Source organism: Phenylobacterium deserti, assembly GCF_003254705.1.
GTDB classification, from domain to species: Bacteria; Pseudomonadota; Alphaproteobacteria; order Caulobacterales; family Caulobacteraceae; genus Phenylobacterium; species Phenylobacterium deserti.
Genome location: NZ_QFYR01000001.1, coordinates 955530 through 973493, shown reverse-complemented (window position 1 = coordinate 973493; position 17964 = coordinate 955530). Strand labels below are relative to the sequence as shown.

At 67.5% G+C, this 17964-nt stretch carries 17 protein-coding genes; 10 read left to right on the top strand and 7 right to left on the bottom strand.

Annotation, left to right across the window (positions count from 1 at the left end; all coding sequences use genetic code 11):
- Window positions 1-34 precede the first annotated feature (34 nt).
- Together DJ018_RS04785 and DJ018_RS04780 are read left to right on the top strand one after the other, a co-directional pair.
- Entirely contained in the window at window positions 35-439 is a 405-nt protein-coding gene (locus tag DJ018_RS04785; protein WP_111513719.1) for a PTS sugar transporter subunit IIA, read from the top strand.
- Complete coding sequence (locus DJ018_RS04780) at window positions 436-714, top strand: HPr family phosphocarrier protein (RefSeq protein ID WP_111513718.1); 279 nt, start codon at window positions 436-438, stop codon at window positions 712-714. Before DJ018_RS04785 ends, DJ018_RS04780 begins: the two co-directional genes overlap by 4 nt.
- A gap of 125 nt (window positions 715-839) precedes the next feature.
- Here DJ018_RS04780 and DJ018_RS04775 read toward each other — a convergent pair whose 3' ends face one another.
- From DJ018_RS04775 to bioF, 4 genes are all read right to left on the bottom strand, one after another.
- Window positions 840-1601, bottom strand: coding sequence for an ABC transporter permease (locus DJ018_RS04775; RefSeq protein WP_111513717.1), 762 nt, complete (start codon window positions 1599-1601; stop codon window positions 840-842).
- Window positions 1598-2524: an ABC transporter ATP-binding protein gene (locus DJ018_RS04770; RefSeq protein WP_111513716.1), complete on the bottom strand. Its 927-nt coding sequence runs from the start codon at window positions 2522-2524 to the stop codon at window positions 1598-1600. The genes DJ018_RS04775 and DJ018_RS04770 overlap by 4 nt, the downstream gene beginning before the upstream one ends.
- An 80-nt stretch (window positions 2525-2604) precedes the next feature.
- Window positions 2605-3282, bottom strand: coding sequence for a dethiobiotin synthase (gene bioD, locus DJ018_RS04765; protein WP_111513715.1), 678 nt, complete (start codon window positions 3280-3282; stop codon window positions 2605-2607).
- Entirely contained in the window at window positions 3279-4430 is a 1152-nt protein-coding gene (bioF, locus tag DJ018_RS04760; protein WP_111513714.1) for an 8-amino-7-oxononanoate synthase, read from the bottom strand. Before bioF ends, bioD begins: the two co-directional genes overlap by 4 nt.
- 47 nt (window positions 4431-4477) lie before the next feature.
- Here bioF and DJ018_RS04755 point away from each other — a divergent pair, with 47 nt between their 5' ends.
- A complete protein-coding gene (locus DJ018_RS04755) occupies window positions 4478-5737 on the top strand; it encodes an adenosylmethionine--8-amino-7-oxononanoate transaminase (RefSeq protein ID WP_111513713.1) in 1260 nt (419 codons plus the stop codon).
- A 112-nt stretch (window positions 5738-5849) separates the two neighbouring features.
- Entirely contained in the window at window positions 5850-7187 is a 1338-nt protein-coding gene (locus DJ018_RS04750; RefSeq protein WP_165842795.1) for a dicarboxylate/amino acid:cation symporter, read from the top strand.
- Between the two features lie 7 nt (window positions 7188-7194).
- Here DJ018_RS04750 and bioB read toward each other — a convergent pair whose 3' ends face one another.
- Window positions 7195-8190, bottom strand: coding sequence for a biotin synthase BioB (gene bioB, locus DJ018_RS04745; protein ID WP_111513711.1), 996 nt, complete (start codon window positions 8188-8190; stop codon window positions 7195-7197).
- Window positions 8191-8373: 183 nt separating this feature from the next.
- Here bioB and DJ018_RS04740 point away from each other — a divergent pair, with 183 nt between their 5' ends.
- Window positions 8374-9846 carry a CYTH and CHAD domain-containing protein gene (locus DJ018_RS04740; RefSeq protein WP_111513710.1) on the top strand — a complete coding sequence of 491 codons (1473 nt, stop codon included), beginning with the start codon at window positions 8374-8376 and terminating at the stop codon, window positions 9844-9846.
- Between the two features lie 64 nt (window positions 9847-9910).
- Window positions 9911-10372, top strand: a complete 462-nt coding sequence (locus DJ018_RS04735) for a DUF3617 domain-containing protein (RefSeq protein ID WP_165842794.1) — start codon at window positions 9911-9913, stop codon at window positions 10370-10372.
- A 109-nt stretch (window positions 10373-10481) separates the two neighbouring features.
- On the opposite strand, the gene DJ018_RS04730 is transcribed toward DJ018_RS04735, so the two are convergent.
- Both DJ018_RS04730 and DJ018_RS04725 read right to left on the bottom strand, forming a co-directional pair.
- Window positions 10482-10787, bottom strand: coding sequence for a hypothetical protein (locus DJ018_RS04730; RefSeq protein WP_111513708.1), 306 nt, complete (start codon window positions 10785-10787; stop codon window positions 10482-10484).
- Window positions 10788-10947: 160 nt separating this feature from the next.
- The gene (locus DJ018_RS04725) at window positions 10948-12084 is read right to left on the bottom strand and encodes an AAA family ATPase (RefSeq protein ID WP_111513707.1); all 1137 of its coding nucleotides are present in this window, start codon (window positions 12082-12084) and stop codon (window positions 10948-10950) included.
- Between the two features lie 583 nt (window positions 12085-12667).
- Between DJ018_RS04725 and DJ018_RS04720 the strand changes: the two genes are divergently transcribed.
- The 4 genes from DJ018_RS04720 to DJ018_RS04705 all read left to right on the top strand — a co-directional run bounded on the left by DJ018_RS04720 (window position 12668) and on the right by DJ018_RS04705 (window position 17955).
- Window positions 12668-14653: a S8 family serine peptidase gene (locus DJ018_RS04720; protein WP_165842793.1), complete on the top strand. Its 1986-nt coding sequence runs from the start codon at window positions 12668-12670 to the stop codon at window positions 14651-14653.
- Window positions 14654-14720: 67 nt separating this feature from the next.
- The gene (locus DJ018_RS04715) at window positions 14721-15404 is read left to right on the top strand and encodes a hypothetical protein (RefSeq protein ID WP_165842792.1); all 684 of its coding nucleotides are present in this window, start codon (window positions 14721-14723) and stop codon (window positions 15402-15404) included.
- Window positions 15405-15706: 302 nt separating this feature from the next.
- The gene (gene ahcY / locus DJ018_RS04710; protein ID WP_111513704.1) at window positions 15707-17098 is read left to right on the top strand and encodes an adenosylhomocysteinase; all 1392 of its coding nucleotides are present in this window, start codon (window positions 15707-15709) and stop codon (window positions 17096-17098) included.
- 26 nt (window positions 17099-17124) lie between these two features.
- Window positions 17125-17955, top strand: a complete 831-nt coding sequence (locus DJ018_RS04705; protein WP_111513703.1) for a PfkB family carbohydrate kinase — start codon at window positions 17125-17127, stop codon at window positions 17953-17955.
- The last annotated feature ends 9 nt before the right edge of the window (window positions 17956-17964 follow it).

Sequence of the window (17964 nt, the reverse complement as noted above, 5' to 3'; positions counted from 1 at the left end):
GGCCGTCTTGGGGGAACCCCTTGAGAGTGAATTCATGATCGGGCTCGTGATCGTGACCCACGGGCGACTGGCGGAGGAGTTCGTCTTCGCCATGGAGCACGTGGTGGGCCCGCAAACTGCGGTCGAAGCCATCTGCATCGGCCCGGAAGACGACATGGAGCGGCGGCGCCAGGACATCCTGGGCGCCTGCGGCCGTGTCGACAGCGGCGGCGGGGTCATCCTGCTCACCGACATGTTCGGCGGCACGCCCTCGAACCTCGCCATCTCCGTGATGGAACAGACCAAGGCCGAGGTCATCGCCGGCCTGAACCTGCCCATGCTGATCAAGCTGGCCAGCGTGCGCGGCCGTCAAAGCCTGGAGGACGCGGTCGCCTGCGCCCAGGAGGCCGGCCGCAAGTACATCTCCGTCGCCTCCTACGTGCTCGCCGGCGAAAAGTGACGGTCGAAGCGCAGCGCACGGTCGAGATCATCAACAAGCGCGGGCTCCACGCCCGCGCCTCGGCCAAGTTCGTCAAGACGGCCTCCGGCTTCGACGCCGAGGTCCGCGTCTCCAAGGACGGCTCCACCGTCGACGCCCGCTCCATCATGGGCCTGATGATGCTGGCCGCCGGCCCCGGCAGCGAAATCGACATCGAAGCCGAAGGCCCCGAAGCCGCCGAAGCCCTCGCCGCGCTCGCCGACCTCATCGCCCGCAGGTTCGACGAAGACGAGTAACTAGATCCTCCCCCTCAGGGGGAGGTGGCCAAAGGCCGGAGGGGGTTACACCCACGGCTTGCGCCCTATGAACCCCCTCAGTCGCTTCGCGACAGCTCCCCCTGAAGGGGAGCATCTGTCGTCCGTTACGCCTTCAGCTTCCACCCGGTCCGGAAGATCCAGCTGACCCCCGCCAGGCACAGCAGCAGGAACACCAGGGTCATGCCCAAGCTCACGCCGACGCCCACGTCCGACACGCCGTAGAAGCTCCAGCGGAAGCCGCTCACCAGGTAGACCACCGGGTTCAGCAGGGCGATGTCGCGCCAGATGCCCGGCAGCATGTCGATGGAATAGAAGCTGCCGCCCAGGAAGGTCAGGGGCGTGATCACCAGCATCGGGATGATCGACAGCTTTTCCCAGCCGTCGGCCCAGATCCCGGTCAGGAAGCCGAACAGCGAGAAGGTCGCCGAGGTCAGAACCAGGAACGCCAGCATCACCAATGGATGGGCGATGGAGAACGGCACGAACAGCCGCGCCGTGGCCAGGATGATCAGCCCCAGCATCACTGACTTGGTGGCCGCCGCGCCCACATAGCCCAGTACGATTTCGGCCGTGCTCACCGGCGCGCTCAAGAGCTCGTAGATCGTGCCGCTGAACTTCGGCATGTAGATGCCGAACGAGCCGTTGGAGATGCTCTCCGTCAGGATCGACAGCATGATCAGTCCCGGCACGATGAAGGCGCCGTAGCTCACCCCGTCGATGCTGGCCATTCGCGAGCCGATCGCGGCGCCGAACACGATGAAATAGAGCGAGGTGGTGATCACCGGGGCGGCGATCGACTGAACGATGGTGCGGAACGTCCGCGCCATCTCGAACCGGTAGATGGCGGCGATGGCGTAGACGTTCATGCCCGGCTCCTGACGAGGCTGACGAAGATCTCCTCGAGGGAGCTTTGGCTGGTCTGCAGGTCCTTGAAGTCGACGCCGTTCTTGGACAGCTCCCGCAGCAGCTCGGCGATGCCGGTGTGCTCGGCCTGGGCGTCGAAGGTGTAGGTCAGCTGGGTCCCGTCGAGGCTCAGCTCCAGCGGATAGCTCGCCAGGCCGTCCGGAATGGCGGTGAGCTTGTCCTGCAGCTGCAGGGTCAGCTGCTTCTTGCCGAGCTTGCGCATCAGGTCTTCCTTGCGCTCCACCAGGATCAGCTCGCCTCTGGAGATCACGCCGATCCGATCGGCCATCTCCTCGGCTTCCTCGATGTAGTGGGTGGTCAGGATGATGGTCACGCCCTGCTCGCGCAGGCCCCGCACCATCTCCCACATGTCCCGGCGCAGCTCGACGTCCACGCCGGCCGTGGGCTCGTCCAGGAACAGGATCGACGGCTCGTGGCTCAGCGCCTTGGCGATCATCACCCGGCGCTTCATGCCGCCGGACAGGGCCATGATCTTGGCGTCCTTCTTGTCCCACAGGGACAGGTCCTTCAGCACCTTCTCGATGTGCGCCGGATTGGGCGCCTTGCCGAACAGGCCGCGGGAATAGCTGACCGTGCTCCACACGGTCTCGAACATGTCCGTGGACAGTTCTTGCGGCACCAGGCCGATCTTGGTTCGGGCGTTGCGATAGTCGCGGACGATGTCGTGGCCGTCGGCCACCACCGTGCCCGCCGTGGCGTTCACCAAGCCGCAGGTGATGCCGATCAGGGTGGTCTTGCCCGCCCCGTTCGGTCCCAACAGGGCGAAGATCTCGCCGCGCCGGATTTCCAGGTCCACGCCCTTCAGCGCCTGGTGACCGCCCTTGTAGGTCTTCGCCAGACCCTGGATGGAAATGATCGGCTCCACGCGTCCCCCTTGAAGTGCGCCTCTGGCGCGGCGCTCGTGGCCTTGCGCCCGCGGAAGGTAGGCGCCCGCAAACGCTTAAGCTAGGCGCCCCTCAGCTTTTCGAGCAGCGCCCCGGCCCAGGCCTCGTCGCCGTTCCGTCCTGCCGCAAGGACGGGCGTGGGCGCCGCCATCCGACGGACCAGCTCCACGGTTTGCGAAAAGTCCGGCGCGTCGGCCGATCCGTCCTCGCTGACGACCACCGCCGCGACGGCCAGGCTCCGGGCCCGCATCACCTCCAGGGCGGTCAGCGTGTGGCTGATCGAGCCCAGGTAGCTTCCGCCCACCAGCACGCTGGGCAGGTCCAGCGCCTGCAAAAGGTCCAGCACCGTGCCGTCTTCCGCGATGGGCGACATCAGCCCGCCGGCGCTTTCCACCAGCGCCAGGTCCGCGTCCGCCTCCGCCAGCCAGCCCCGGCTGGCGTCCGACAGGTCCTTCAGCTCCAGGCGGCGGCCTTCCAGCCGCGCCGCCATGGGCGGGGCGAGGGGCGCGGCGTAGCGGAACGGCGAGATGGCCTCCAGCGCCGCCGTCGTCGGCTCTGTTTCCAAGGCGGCCAGCAGCCGACCGGAGTCGCTGCCGGTCCAGTCCGCGGGATCGAAACCGCTCAGCACCGGCTTGAAGGCCGCCACGCTGCGGCCCTCCGCGCGGGCTACGCGCAGCAGGGCGCAAGCCACATGGGTCTTGCCGATCTCGGTGTGCGATCCGGCGATGAATACCTTCATGCGCCCACCCACGGGCGCACCGCCTCCGCCAGCTGGTCCACCTGGTCCTCGGAATGCAGTGCGCAGAAGGCCAACCGCAGCCGCGCCGTCCCGGCCGGCACCGTCGGCGGGCGGATCGCCACCGCCAGCAAGCCCTGGCGCTCCAGGTCCGCCGCCGCTTCCAGCGCTCGCTCGGCCTCGCCCAGCACCACCGGCACGATGGCGCTCTGCGCTTCCGGCAAGCCCAGCGATCCGGTGAGCCGCCGCGCCCGCGCCACCGGCGCTGCGACCAGCTCCGGCTCGCACTCGATGACATCCAGGGCGGCGATGGCCGCCGCGGCGTTCGCGGGCGGCAGGCCCGTGGTGTAGACCACCGTGCGCGTGCGGGTCTTGATCAGGTCGACCACCGGCCGGCTCGCGCAGACATAGGCGCCATAGCCGCCGATGGCCTTGGACAGGGTGCCCATGTGCAGGTCGATCTGCGCTTCGGGAAACAGCCGCGCGGTCCCTGCGCCGCCGCCCAGCACGCCCAGCCCGTGGGCGTCATCCACCAGCAGCCAGGCGTCCTGCGCCCGGCAGGCCCGGCTGATCGCATCCAGCGGCGCCATGTCCCCGTCCATGGAGAACACCCCGTCCGTGGCCACCAGCGCGCGCCGCGCCTTGCCCCGGTGCTCGGCCAGCTTGGCTTCGAGGTCCGCCACGTCGTTATGGCGGAAGGCCACGATGGGCGCGCCCGTCAGCGTGGCGCCGGCCCAGATGCAGGCGTGCGCCAGCTCGTCGACGATCACCACGTCCTGCGGCCCGACGAAGGTCGGGATGATCCCGCTGTTGGCCAGGTAGCCGGAGCCGAACACGCAGGCCGCATCCGCCCCCTTCAGCGCCGCCAGCCGCGCTTCCAGCTGGCCCAGCAGCGGGTTGTCGCCGGTCACCAGCCGCGAGGCGCCGGACCCGACGCCATACGCCTCGACCGCCACGATCGCCGCCGCCTTGACCCTGGGGTGGTGCGACAGGCCCAGGTAGTCGTTGCAGGAGAAGGACACGTACTCGCGCCCGCCGCGCACCACATGAACCCCGTCCGTCCGGTGGGTCGGCTTCAGCGTCCGCCGCAGGCTCTTGGCCTCCAGCTCATCGATTTTCGCTTGCGCAAAGGCGGTGAGGGTGTCGTTCACGGCGCGCCCTATGCCCCGCTTGGCCCGGGCTGTCACGAGAGGTTCCGATGCAAGCTCCGACCTGGCTGACCGAAGGCGCCCCGCACGTCTGGCGTCCCTACTGCCAGATGAAGACCGCGCCGGCCCCGCTGCCGGTCGCTCGCACGGAGGGCTGCCGCATCATCCTGGAGGACGGTCGCGCGCTGGTGGACGGCATCGCCTCCTGGTGGACCGCCTGCCACGGCTACAATCACCCGCACATCCGCGCGGCGGTGCAGGCCCAGCTGGAGCGCGCCCCGCACGTGATGTTCGGCGGCCTGGCGCATGAGCCCGCCTACCGGTTGGCCAGCCGCCTCGCGAAGCTGCTCCCCGGTGACCTCGACCACGTCTTCTTCGCCGAAAGCGGCTCGGTGTCCGTCGAGATCGCTATGAAGATGGCGCTGCAGTTCTGGATCAACCGGGGCGTTTCCGGCCGCACCCGCTTCCTGTCCTTCCTCGGCGGCTATCACGGCGACACCCTGGCCACGATGACCATCTGCGATCCGGAGGAGGGGATGCACAGCCTGTTCTCCGGCGTCCTCCCGGCCCAGCACGTGGTCGCCCTGCCTGTCGACGACGCCTCCGAGGCGGGCCTGCGCGCCTACCTCCAGGAGAACGGTCCCGAGATCGCCGCCATGCTGGTGGAGCCGCGGGTTCAGGGCGCCGGCGGCATGCTTTTCCACGACGACGAGGTCCTTCGCCGCCTGCGCGCCATCGCCGACGAGTTCGAGATCCTGCTGGTGTTCGACGAGATCTTCACCGGCTTCGGCCGCACCGGCGACCTCTTCGCCTGCGAGGGCGCCGGCGTGGTCCCGGACATCATCACCCTGTCCAAGGCACTCACCGGCGGCACCCTGCCGCTGTCCTGCGCCGTCGCCAGCCGCCGCATCTTCGAGACCTTCTGGTCGGACCGCGCGGACGCGGCCCTGATGCATGGCCCCACCTACATGGCCAATCCCCTGGCCTGCGCCGCGGCCAACGCCACCCTCGACCTCTTCGAGGACGGAAGTTGGCGCGGCCGCGTGGCCGCCATCGCCGAGGGCCTGCGCGCCGGGCTCGAGCCCTGCCGCGGCTTGCCGGGCGTGGTGGACGTCCGGGTGCTGGGTGCCATCGGCGTGGTCGAAATGCAGGCGCCGGTGCCCGCCGGCGAGCTTTCCCGCCGCTTCGCCGAGCTCGGCGTCTGGGTTCGGCCCATGGGAAGGGTGGTCTACCTGACCCCGCCGTTCGTGGTCTCCGCCGAGGAGTTGGACCGCCTGACGGGGGCTATTAGAACCCTACTCAGCAGCTAGGCTTTCAAGCTCTTCTGACTCCGACCCCAGAAAACTTCAGGCCGGGGCGCGGTTGGCCGTTCCTACATTTGTGACGTGGCGTGACATGCGCCCGACGATGGGACAGCCGGCAATGGCGACAACGACGAAGACACCGCGCCTGATCAGCAACTTCGGCCTCCAGGTCCTGGGCGCCATGGTGCTCGGCCTGGCCCTGGGCCTTGTGGCGCGCAACCTGGGTCCTGCGGAGGGTCAGCCCGGCTTCGCCCTGGCCGAGACCCTGCGGATCGTCGGCCAGGCCTTTGTCCAGCTGCTGCGCGCCCTTGTGCCGCCGCTGGTGTTCACCGCCATCGTCGCCTCCATCGCCAATCTGCGCGAGCTGCAGAACGCCGCCGGTCTCGTCTGGCGCACCCTGCTGTGGTTCGCCATCACCGCCCTGATCGCCGTCGCCATCGGCATCGGTCTGGGCCTCATCCTGCAGCCGGGGCTCCACGCCGGCGTCTCGGCCAGCGCCGCCCACGCGCCCAGCAGCACCGGCTCCTGGCTCGACTTCCTCACCGGCCTCGTGCCCTCGAACTTCCTGGGCATCACCGCGTCCACCAAGCTTTCGGACGGCTCGGCGACCACCAGCCTGTCGTTCAACGTCCTGCAGCTGCTGGTGATCTCCCTGGCCGTGGGCGCCGCCGCCCTCAAGGCGGGCGAAGCCGGCCGCGCGTTCCTGGCCTTCAACGCTTCGGCCCTGGCGGTGGTGCGCAAGGTGCTCTGGTGGGTGATCCGCCTGACGCCCATCGGCACGATCGGCCTGCTGGGCACGGCGGTGGCCAAGTACGGCTGGGACGCGCTGGGCCAGCTCGGCCAGTTCACCCTGGCCATCTACATCGGCCTGGGCCTGGTGCTGCTGGTGGTCTATCCGGCCCTGCTGTCGCTGAACGGCCTGAACCCCATCCGCTTCTTCCGTGCCGTCTGGCCGGCCACCCAGCTGGGCTTCGTGTCCCGCTCGTCCATCGGCACCCTGCCGGTGACCGAGCAGGTGACGGAGCAGGGCCTGGGCGTGCCTCGGGCCTATTCCGCCTTCGCCGTGCCGCTGGGCGCCACCACCAAGATGGACGGCTGCGCGGCCATCTATCCGGCCATCAGCGCGATCTTCGTGGCCCAGTTCTACGGCGTGCCGCTGCACCTGCAGCACTATCTGCTGATCGTCTTCGTCTCGGTGATCGGCTCGGCCGCCACCGCCGGCCTGACGGGCGCCACGGTGATGCTGACCTTGACCCTGTCGACGCTGGGCCTGCCGCTGGAAGGCGTCGGCCTCCTGCTAGCCATCGATCCCATCCTCGACATGGGCCGCACGGCGGTGAACGTCACCGGCCAGGCCCTGGTCCCGGCGATCGTGGCCAAGCGCCAGGGCATCCTCGACGAGGCGGTCTACAACGGCGAGCCCGCCCACACCGTGGCCGAGCCGGTCCCCGCGTAAGAGGGGTCTAGCTCGGCCGCACCGTCATCGGGCGCATCTTCAGGTCGGCCAGCAGGGCGGCGTCCTCGTCGGCGTCCGGGTTGTCGGTGGTCAGCAGCCGCGCGCCCATGAAGATCGAGTTGGCGCCGGCCAGGAAGCACAGCGACTGCAACTCGCGGCTCATGTGCTCGCGCCCCGCCGCGATCCGCACCACGGTCTTAGGGCAGACGATCCGCGCTACGGCGATCATCCGCACGAACTCCAGCCCGTCCACCGCCGCCGAATTGCCCAGCGGCGTGCCCGGGATCGGCATCAGGTCGTTGATCGGCAGGCTGTCCGGGTGGGCCGGCAGCGTCGCCAGCTGGTGCAGCAGCCCCGCGCGGTCCCGCCGCGTCTCGCCCATGCCCACGATCCCGCCGCAGCAGGTCGACAGCCCTGCGTCCCGCACCGCCGCCAGCGTATCCAGCCGGTCCTGGTAGGTCCGCGTGGTCACCACCTTGTCGTAGTAGTCCGGCCCGGTGTCGAGGTTGTGGTTGTAGAAGTCGAGGCCCGCTTCCTTCAGCGCCACCGCCTGCTCGGGCTTCAGCATCCCCAGCGTCGCGCAGGTCTCCATGCCCAGCGCCTTCACGCCGCTGATCATGGCCGCCACCTTGGGCAGGTCCCGATCCTTCAGGTCGCGCCAGGCCGCGCCCATGCAGAACCGCTGCGCCCCGCCGGCCTTGGCCGCCCGCGCCTGCTCGATGACGACGTCCGCGTCCATCAGCTTGGAGGCCTTCAGCCCCGTGTCGAAGTGCTGGCTCTGGCTGCAATAGCCGCAGTTCTCCGCGCACCCGCCGGTCTTGACGCTGAGCAGCTGGCTCATCTGCAGCTCGGCGGGGTCGAACCAGGCCCGGTGCACCTCCGCCGCCCGGAACACCAGCTCGGTGAACGGCAGCTCGAACAGGGCTTCGATCTCGGCCAGCGTCCAGTCGTGGCGCGGCTGGGCGGGATCGCGGATTTGGCTCGGAAGGACGGGCGCGTTCATGCCGGCTCCTCTTGTCTTGTGGCGGCCCTTAGAGCTTGGGCCGTGCGCCAGCGCAAGCACCCCCGCAAGCACCCCCCGCAAGCACGCCCGCAACCACCCAGCCTATCGCATGTTTGATCTGGCGCATGCCGGAGCCACGGCCCCGGTGTAAGCTTCTCCCGACAAAGCCCGCCGGCAGGATCCATGAGCGACACCCACGAGATCGAGCTGAAGTTCACCTGCCCGTCTGAGGCGCTGGACGCCGCCCTGGCCGCCGCCCCGGCCGGCGAGGACGAGGAGAAGGAGCTCACCTCCGTCTACTTCGACACCCCCGATCTCCACCTCCAGAAGGCCGGCGCGACCTTGCGGGTGCGCGAGGCCAAGGGCCGGCGGGTGCAGACCTTCAAGCGCGGCGAAGGCTTCTCGCGCCAGGAGCACGAGGCCCCCATCGACGCCGACGTCCCCGACCCGAACCTCGGCCCCGTCGCCGCCCTCCTGGACGGCAAGGCCGCCGAGCTGAAGCCCGCCTTCAGCGTCCGCGTCACCCGCCGCCAGCGCGTGGTCGCCTGGGACGGCGCTGAGATCGAGCTCGCCGCCGACCAGGGCGAGGTGCGCGCCGCCGGCCAGACCTCCCCGGTCAGCGAGCTGGAGCTGGAGCTGAAGTCCGGCCAGCCCGCCGCCCTGTTCGCCCTGGCGCGGCAGCTGGCCCAGGCCGCCCCCCTGCACCTGTCCTTCGACACCAAGTCCGACCGCGGCCAGTCCCTGGTGGCCGGCGAGGCGCTGCACGCCCGCAAGAAGGGCAAGGTCCAGCTGGCGGAGAACGCCACCACGGCCGAGGCCTTCCAGGCCATCGCCCGCCAGGCCCTGGTGCAGATGGCCGCCAACGCCGGCGTCCTGCGCGAGGCCGCTGATCCGGAGGCCGTGCACCAGCTGCGCGTCGCCGCCCGCACCTTCCGCTCGGCCCTGTCCACCTTCCGCGCGGTGGTCGGCGGCGTGGGCTACGAGGACGTGAAGGCCGAGCTGCGCTGGCTGGCCAAGGCCTGCGACGCCGCCCGCAACCTGGACGTCTTTGCGGAAGAGACGCTGGCGCCGGCCCGCACCCTGGACCACCCGCCCCACGGCCTCGCCGCCCTGGAGGCCGCCGTCGCCGCCGCCCGGGACGCCGCCCGCGTCGAGGTCGCCCAGGCCGTCGGCTCCGAACGCTTCCGCCTCCTGATGATCGACGTCGCCGCCTGGGTGGAGACCGGCCCCTGGCTGGCCGCAGAGCCGGGGCGCGAGCCCGCCGCCGCCTTCGCCGCCCGCGCTCTCGACAAGCGCCGCCGCAAGATCCTCAAGACCGGCAAGCGCCTGGAGCGCCTCTCCGACGAGGACCGCCACCAGGTCCGCATCCAGGGCAAGAAGCTGCGCTACGCCGCCGAGGCCTTCGCCAGCCTGTGGCCGGACCGCAAGCCCGCCCGCTTCATCGGCAAGGTGAAGGACCTGCAGGAAGAACTCGGCGCCCTCAACGACCTCGCCACCGCCGAGACCCTGGTCGAAAGCCTCCAGCTTCCCCCCGACGCCGCCTTCGCCGCCGGCGAGTTGGTCGGCATGAAGGTCGCCGACAAGTCCGCTCGCATCCACGCCGCAGCCCAGGCTCTGGCCGAAATCAAATCCGCGGACCGCTTCTGGCGCAGCTGATCTTCCAAACGACCCACGGTTGCGGCTAGCCTGCTGCGGTTGTTCCACCGCAGCGGAGCTCGCCGTGCCCTATCGCCGCCTCGCCCTCTTCGCCGTTCTCGCCGCCTCCGCCACCCAGGCCCAGGCGCCCGTCATGGCCCAGCCCGGCCAATGGCAGATCGCCGTCACCTTCGACCAGGCGGCCGGCGGCGGCCTGTCGCCAGAGGCGCTGAACGCCATCAACGGAAACCAGGGTACGCGCGAGGTCTGCGTGAAGCCCGGCGACTGGCAGACCAAGGCCGGCGAGCTGTTCGCCGTCCCCGACGGCAAGTGCGAGACCGCCGGCCTGACCACCACCTCGAACTCCGCCCGCTTCACCCTGCGCTGCGTCGATCCCTCCGGCGCGCCGATCGAAAGCCAGGTCTCGGCCCAGATCCAGCCCGTCGCCTACCGCTCGGAAGCCCGCATGTCGGCCAAGGGCCAGGACGGCTCCCCCTTCACCCTGCGCGCCGTGGTCGAAGCCAAGCGCCTCGGCGACTGCCCCTGACCCGCCCCAAAGCGAAGCGAAGATGCTCCCCCTCAGGGGGAGCTGTCAGCAAAGCTGACTGAGGGGGTTCCAGCCCGGGCGCCTGCCACCGTGACTTACGCGCCCCGCCTCAAGACCGCGCCGCGCCCTCCAGCGCGTTCAGCCGGTCCAGCACCGACAGGAACGACAGCAGCATGAAGATCGGCGTCACCACAAACACGCCGAGCCCCGGGACGAGCGCGCCGATGGTCCAGGGCCACGGGCTGACCCCCCGCCTGCGGGCGATCACGTAGACGACCGACGCATAAATGATCGACAGGATGATCAGCGGCAAAAGCTGGACGACCAATGCGTCCCCCGCCGCCGGACTGGTGCTGGACCCCACAAACCCCTCCTGATCGCCCGATGGACGATCATCCGAGGCCGCCCGCACCATGTAAAGCCAAGGTTGCAGCCGCCCCTCGCCACACCCCAGGCCCGCTCCCGCACCGACCCAGATGCTCCCCTTCAGGGGGAGCTGTCAGCAAAGCTGACTGAAGGGGTTAGCCGGGCACAGCACCCCGCCATCTCGCCCAGCCAGAACGCGAAGCATAGGTTTATGTGTTGAGATCTCGCCGAAGATCGTCGTTCTCTCTCGTCATCTTCAATGCCCATTGACGAGAAACGCCAAGCAAAGAACCGATCTTCGGAGCATTGAATCCGAGAGCAGCAAGTTTGATCGCGATATCTCGTCGCCGTTCCTGCGACACCCCTTCCCGGCTCGGTAGGGAAGGCGCGCCGAAGCTACTGCGAAGGATAGCTTCTACAACAGCAGCCTCATCTATGCGTCTATTGTCAGATAGTGCCGCATGACGTCGCGCTGCGTAAGCGATCGTCTGAATATCTGCACCTGACAAACCATCCGAGATGGAAGAAAGCAACGTAGCCAATTCGCCACTGGAACCTTTGGAAAGATAATAGTTCCACATCTCAGACCGCACTTCACGGTCTGGTAAGCCGATATCAAGTTTATAAGGGAATCGTCTCCAGATCGCGGGATCTAGAAGTTGCGGGTGGTTTGTTGCGCCAATGACAACTGTGCGGCCATCTACGGCATCCAATCCCTGAATCACAGTATTAACAACGCGCTTAAGCTCACCTAGTTCTTGGCGATCATCCCTCAACTTTGCGATTGCATCCATCTCGTCAAGGAATAGCACCCCCTCGCGATGATTGAAGAAATCGAACATCGCGCGTACGTTCTTAGCTGTGTCCCCCAGAAGGGACGACACTACGCTGTCCAAACGCACGACGTACAAAGGTCTATTCAGTTGCTGCGCAATATGCCCAGCAAGGGATGTCTTGCCCGTACCCGGAGCGCCAGACATCAGCATACTCAAGCGTGTAGATATGCCTTCCCGCTCAAGGCGGTCGACGTGCGCAACGTCCCACAGGAAATCACTTACAAGCTTCCCGGCATCTGCATTCAAGAACATTGGAGTGCTCGGCGGAGCCTGCTCTTCCACCAGCGGAAGCCTCGACTTCTGGTCGACGGGTAGACTTTCCATGTGGCCGGAAGCGCGCAGGGGCACGCCACGTTTCCTCAACAGCCCTCGGATTTGGACCGCGCTGCTCTCATCGCCATCAGCTGCAAGTTGGCGGGCGATCAGATTGGCTGCTCGCCGCACCCGCGTGTAGTCCGCCTCCAGAGCAGCGTCGGTCATTTCGATTAGGACTTCTGGCTTGATGGACACGTATTAATCTCATCCCGGAAACGCCAACCCGCATTCATGTAAACAGAACTATCGGGATTGACAACGGTTAACGGAGGGTCGTAAACAACATCAGGCCTCATGGTGAGGCTGCCGCCAGCGCAGGGGTGGGGCCTGCGGGTGCCGTTGAAGGATAACAGACATGGCAAAGCGAAGCGCGCCCAAGGGGCCGCACCGTTCGGCGATCACGGGCAAGTACGTGACGACAAGAACCGCGGTGCGCAACCCGCGCACCACGGTTTCCGAACCTCGGAAATAGTCGAACACAAAGGAGGCGGTCCGAGTTTCGAAGGCGAGGACCGCCTCTGCGCAGCGTCTGACGCATCCAGGAAGAAGCGTCAAGCGAGGTAGCATGCCTGCAGAACGCCCTATCTTAAATCCGACGCTCCGCCTGCTCATGGAACCCGTTCCTGTGGCAGGACCCGGCGGTGGGAAAAGTCGCCGTACGATCCAGGCTAGTCGCCTGGCCGCTCAACGCAGTGCGCTCGCAAGCTCTTTCCAGCAGCTTAGAACAACCTCCACTAGGTTCGCCGCGTCTGGGAGTACCACGTTGGTAGTTGCTCGGATGTTTGAGGACTCCCTTGCTCCGAGCCACACACCGAACGACTTGTTCTCGGCAGACGTCGGCTGTCGTTTCGTCGCGCCTTTGGGAGATGGCTATCTGATCGAAGCCGAGGAACGGGCTTTCTCGTTTCTGGCAGCGCGCGCGGCGAGCAGCGACCGCGTCACCCACATGTCAGACATCTCAAGAGTGGAGAGCGTCTCCGCGCTAGGGCGTGACGACGTCCTCAGAGGGCGCTCCCTCGAGGAGCTCTGGGAGCGAGGGCTGGAATGTGACGGCGGCCGCCTCTTCACAACATGGCTCATGCCATATGCTTCTGAACAAGCTCGTGAAGCGCTCATCCAGCAGTTCATCGCTTTGGCGGGCACGACAACACTCACCTTGCCGAGCGAGCGCCCAGAGCCGACGGGCGCGATCGCGCAGACGGCAGCGGCGCGGGCTATACGTGAGTACCGAGCAAGCGCTGGAGTTGGTCGGTCATTGGTGAGGCTGCAATCGCCGGAAGATCTGCGTCGGATCGTGGCATCCGGCACAGTGTTCCGGATGGATCCAGTCCGTCCCGTTACCCTCTCCGAGGCTCCCGCCTCACCAGCGAACGAGAATGTTGTGCCGCGCGGCGTGGGTCCAATCGTGGCCTGCATAGACGGCGGAATGACGAACCCAGCCTACGCCGTCGCTGAAGCGTGGCGAGTCACGCCTCTCGTTTCTGACGGTGATGCTGATACTGCGCACGGCAACGCCATCACGTCGCTCGTCACCCATGCGGCGGCGTTGAACCCGAGCCTGCAACTTCCCGAAATTGAATGTCGGTTTGGCGTTGCTCAGGCTGTTCCCCATCCTGGCGCGGCAGGTGTTTACCTCCCGGATGATCTTTTTGATCTTCTAACGCGCATCAGCACCTCCCAGCGAGAGACCCGGGTCTGGAACCTGTCGTTCAACCTTGCTGATCATGATGATGACCCCGAGCACGTGAGCGACTTCGGACATCAGATCTCACGGATCGCAAGGATCGCTGGCGTATTGCCTGTGGTCTCAATCGGCAATCGTCGAGGAACGGCGCGGAGTCTCTTGCCACCAGGCGATGCGGAAGCTGCCCTGACGGTTGGCGGACGTGTCGCGGATGCAGGTGCGCCAGGCGCCCCTTGCTCGGCGTGCTGCTCCGGTCCCGGTCCAGACGGTATGCTCAAGCCCGAGGTATCGTGGTTCTCCCCAGTGGCTGTTGCAGGGGGAGACCGAGTAGTCGGTAGCAGCTATGCAACTGCCCTCGTGAGCGGCTTGGCTGCACACACCTTTGAGCGTCTGAAGGAGCCCACCCCAGACCTCGTTAAGGCGCTGCTGATCAGCAAAGCGGAACGACCCGAGCACGATCCTTCTATTGGTTGGGGAACCCCGTTCAGGGGCGCGGCCCCCTGGGAGTGCGACCGGGGAACAGTGACTCTCGCGTGGAACGCCGCCCTTGAGCCGGGCTTCGATTACTACTGGCGCGACATCCCCATTCCCAGTGAGATGATCGACGATGATGGAAGATTGGTCGGCGGCGCATCGCTGACGGCGGTGCTGGAGCCGATCACTTCGCCGTTCGCCGGGCCGAACTACTTCTCCACGCGCGTAGAGGTCGCGCTGCAGCACCTCAACCACAATGACAAGTGGGGAAATCTGCTCGGCACGATGAGGGAGTCAACGCTCGACGAGGAAACGGCGCGCTCTGACTTGAAGAAGTGGAATCCGATCCGCCATCACAGGAAAGACTCGTTCCGAGTCGGCGCCAGTACACAGCCCCGCCTTCGGGTGCGGGCGCGCTTGTACACCCGTAACCTCTTCCAACCCGGACACCCAACTCGTGGTGGCATTCCCCCTCAGCGCGTCGCTTTCGTGCTGACGCTCAGGACGAAGCACGGAGACGACGGCGTGTACAACAGCATGGTTCAAGACCTCGGTGCCTTCGTGGATAGCGCTGTGATCGAGCAAAACATCGAGATCCAGATCTGAAGCGGCACTTTAGGTTCAAATCATCCAAAATTTGCCTTTCCGCTGATCCCGTGTTCTCTTTTCGTTCATGGGTCCGCAGACGGACATGGGCGAGCGGCACGGCCGCATGCTGGCGCGGCTGGCGGAGTGGGGGATGAGCCTCGCTGAGCGGCTGCACGACCAGGCGCTGGCGGCGGAAACGCCGGCCGAGGCCGCCGAGGCGGCCCTGGCCTTTCAGCGGGTGTCGCGCTCGGTGCGCCAGAGCCTGGCGCTGGAAGCCAAGCTCGCCCGTGACGCCCACCTGCGCGAAGCCGCCGACCGGGCCCAGGCCGACCAGAAGCGCGAGCAGCGCCGGCGCGAGGTTTACCGCGCCGCCGTGAGCCTCGTGTGGAACGAGGTCGACCCTTCCGAAGACGAGTTTCCCGACTGGGACCTCGCCGCCGCCACGGCGGCCGAGGCCCTGAGCCAGGAAGAGGGCTTTCTCGCCCGCCCGATGCCGGAGCTCCTCGATCAGATCCGCGAGGCTCTGGGCTTGGACGAGCTGGAGGCGGAAGAGGCCTCAGGTGACGCTGCGCCCGGCGCCGAGCCGGCAGGCGAGCCCGCGCCGCAAGACGCATCCCGCGCCCCGCCGCCCGGCTGGGCGCCGGCTGACGATCCGGCGCTCGCGGGCCTGTCGCCCAACGCGCGGATCAGCGCCCGGCGCGGCTGGCCGCCCAGCCCCTGCGACGAGGGCTGGGATGATTTCTTCGAAGCTCGCCGCGACACCGGCTGACCGCCGCGTCTCGTCCCGGGGTCTCGTTTTCCCGCCGTGCGCTTAGCGCCCGGCGCGCTTCGCCGTGGCCAGATGCTCCCCTTCAGGGGGAGCTGTCGCGAAGCGACTGAGGGGTTCATAGGGCGAAGGCTTGGGCTGGAACCCCTCTGACCCTTCGGGCCACCTCCGCCTGGAGGGGAGGAGCTGCGCCGCAGATCACATAAAGGTTTCCTTATGCGTTCCTTGCGAGGGTGGGCGCCCACCGGTATAGAGCCGGCAAATGGCCGCCGGCTTGCTGCGGCTCCGCCAAGGACTTCCCGCAAATGACCGACTTTGTCGTCAAGGACATCTCCCTCGCCGATTGGGGCCGCAAGGAGATCGAGATCGCCGAGACCGAGATGCCCGGCCTGATGGCCGTGCGCGCCGAGTTCGGGGGCGAGCAGCCGCTGAAGGGCGCCCGCATCGCCGGCTCCCTGCACATGACCATCCAGACGGCGGTGCTGATCGAGACCCTGCAGGCGCTGGGCGCCGATGTGCGCTGGGCCTCGTGCAACATCTTCTCCACCCAGGACCACGCGGCCGCGGCCGTGGCGGCCAAGGGCACGCCGGTGTTCGCCATCAAGGGCGAGACCCTGATCGAGTACTGGGAATACGCCCACAAGATCTTCGAGTGGAGCGACGGCGGCTATCCGAACCTGATCCTCGACGACGGCGGCGACGCCACCCTGCTGTGCGTGCTCGGCCCCAAGGCCGAGAAGGACATCTCGGTGATCTCCAACCCGCAGAACGAGGAGGAGGAAGCCCTCTTCACCGTGATGAAGCGGTACCTGAAGGAGAAGCCGGGCTTCTATTCGGCCATCCGCGACGCCATCCAGGGCGTTTCGGAAGAGACCACCACGGGCGTCCACCGCCTTTATCAGATGGCCGAGCGCGGCGAGCTGCCGTTCCCCGCCATCAACGTCAACGACAGCGTCACCAAGTCCAAGTTCGACAACCTCTACGGCTGCCGCGAAAGCCTGGTGGACGGCATCCGCCGGGCCACCGACGTCATGCTGTCGGGCAAGGTCGCGGTGGTCTGCGGCTATGGCGACGTGGGCAAGGGCTCGGCCGCCTCCCTGCGCCAGGGCGGCGCGCGGGTGATCGTCACCGAGATCGACCCGATCTGCGCCCTGCAGGCGGCCATGGAAGGCTATGAGGTCAACACCCTGGACGACGCGGTCGGCCGGGCGGACATCTTCGTCACCGCCACGGGCAACAAGGATGTCATCACCGTCGATCACATGCGGCGGATGAAGAACAACGCCATCGTCTGCAACATCGGCCACTTCGATTCCGAGATCCAGATCGCCGGCCTGCGCAACTACAAGTGGGACAAGATCAAGGATCAGGTCCACCACGTGGAATTCCCGGACGGCAAGAAGATCATCGTCCTGTCGGAAGGCCGGCTGGTGAACCTGGGCAACGCCACGGGCCACCCGAGCTTCGTGATGAGCGCCTCCTTCACCAACCAGACCCTGGCGCAGATCGAGCTGTGGACCAACGGCTCGAAGTACGAGCGCCGCGTGTACACCCTGCCCAAGCACCTCGATGAAAAGGTCGCCCTGCTGCACCTCGAGAAGCTGGGCGCCAAGCTCACGGTCATGAGCCAGGAGCAGGCGGACTACATCGGCGTGAAGCCGCAAGGGCCGTTCAAGCCCGAACACTACCGTTATTAAGGGTTGAGCTTGTAGGGGTGGGCGTCATGTCCCTGGCGCTCATCCTGTCTTCCTTCGTTTCGGCGGCGCGCATCGGCGGCGCGGCCCAGCAGTATGTGCTGGCCGCCCACAAGATCGACCCGGTGCTCGCCCCCACCGTCCTCCTGGGCCGCAGCCCCGCCAAGGGCGCCGAGCCCCAGGTCACGGCCCCGGACGTCTTTCGCCGCATGCTCGGCGACATCGAGGCCGACGCCATCTTCGGCATGGTCGACCTCGTCATCACCGGCCACTTCTCCGACCCCGACCAGGTGGAGATCGCCGCCGGCGTGCTGGAGCGGGTCCGCGAGGGCGCCGCCCGCCAGCCGGTGGTGGTGGTCGACCCGATCATGGGCGACGAGCCCGGCGGCCTCTACGTCAAGGAAGCCGTGGCCGAGCGGGTGGCCGCCCGCCTGGTGCCCCTGGCCGACTGGGTCACGCCCAACGCCTGGGAGCTTGCGCGCCTCACCGGCCTTGCGGTGACCGACGTCGGCAGCGCCGCCGCGGCCGCCCAGGCCCTGGGCCGGCCGGCGCTCGTCACCTCCGTGCCCATGGGCGAGGACGAGATCGGCCTCCTCCTCTCCGACGGCTCGGGCCAGCTGTTGTTCTCCCACCCCCGGGTGAAGCGGGCGCCCAACGGGACCGGCGACCTGGTGGCCGCCAGCTTCGGCGCCGGCCTGATCGAGGGCATGGAGCCCGCCGCCGCCGCCGAGCGCGCGTCCCGCGCCGCCGCCGAGGCGGTGCAGGCCTCGCTGGAGTGGCGCACGACCAACCTGCCCATCGTCGCCCTGGCCGAGCGGGTCGTGGCGCCCACCGCCCAGGTGCGCATCCAGCGGCTCTGAGCTAGGGAA

Bases quoted from the DNA above. Each gene is read 5' to 3' on its own strand.
- DJ018_RS04785 (WP_111513719.1), top strand. From the start codon at position 35: ATGATCGGGCTCGTGATCGTGACCCACGGGCGACTGGCGGAGGAGTTC.
- DJ018_RS04775 (WP_111513717.1), bottom strand. From the start codon at position 1,601: ATGAACGTCTACGCCATCGCCGCCATCTACCGGTTCGAGATGGCGCGG.
- bioD (WP_111513715.1), bottom strand. From the start codon at position 3,282: ATGAAGGTATTCATCGCCGGATCGCACACCGAGATCGGCAAGACCCAT.
- DJ018_RS04755 (WP_111513713.1), top strand. From the start codon at position 4,478: ATGCAAGCTCCGACCTGGCTGACCGAAGGCGCCCCGCACGTCTGGCGT.
- DJ018_RS04750 (WP_165842795.1), top strand. From the start codon at position 5,850: ATGGCGACAACGACGAAGACACCGCGCCTGATCAGCAACTTCGGCCTC.
- bioB (WP_111513711.1), bottom strand. From the start codon at position 8,190: ATGAACGCGCCCGTCCTTCCGAGCCAAATCCGCGATCCCGCCCAGCCG.
- DJ018_RS04740 (WP_111513710.1), top strand. From the start codon at position 8,374: ATGAGCGACACCCACGAGATCGAGCTGAAGTTCACCTGCCCGTCTGAG.
- DJ018_RS04730 (WP_111513708.1), bottom strand. From the start codon at position 10,787: ATGGTGCGGGCGGCCTCGGATGATCGTCCATCGGGCGATCAGGAGGGG.
- DJ018_RS04720 (WP_165842793.1), top strand. From the start codon at position 12,668: ATGTTTGAGGACTCCCTTGCTCCGAGCCACACACCGAACGACTTGTTC.
- DJ018_RS04715 (WP_165842792.1), top strand. From the start codon at position 14,721: ATGGGTCCGCAGACGGACATGGGCGAGCGGCACGGCCGCATGCTGGCG.
- ahcY (WP_111513704.1), top strand. From the start codon at position 15,707: ATGACCGACTTTGTCGTCAAGGACATCTCCCTCGCCGATTGGGGCCGC.
- DJ018_RS04705 (WP_111513703.1), top strand. From the start codon at position 17,125: ATGTCCCTGGCGCTCATCCTGTCTTCCTTCGTTTCGGCGGCGCGCATC.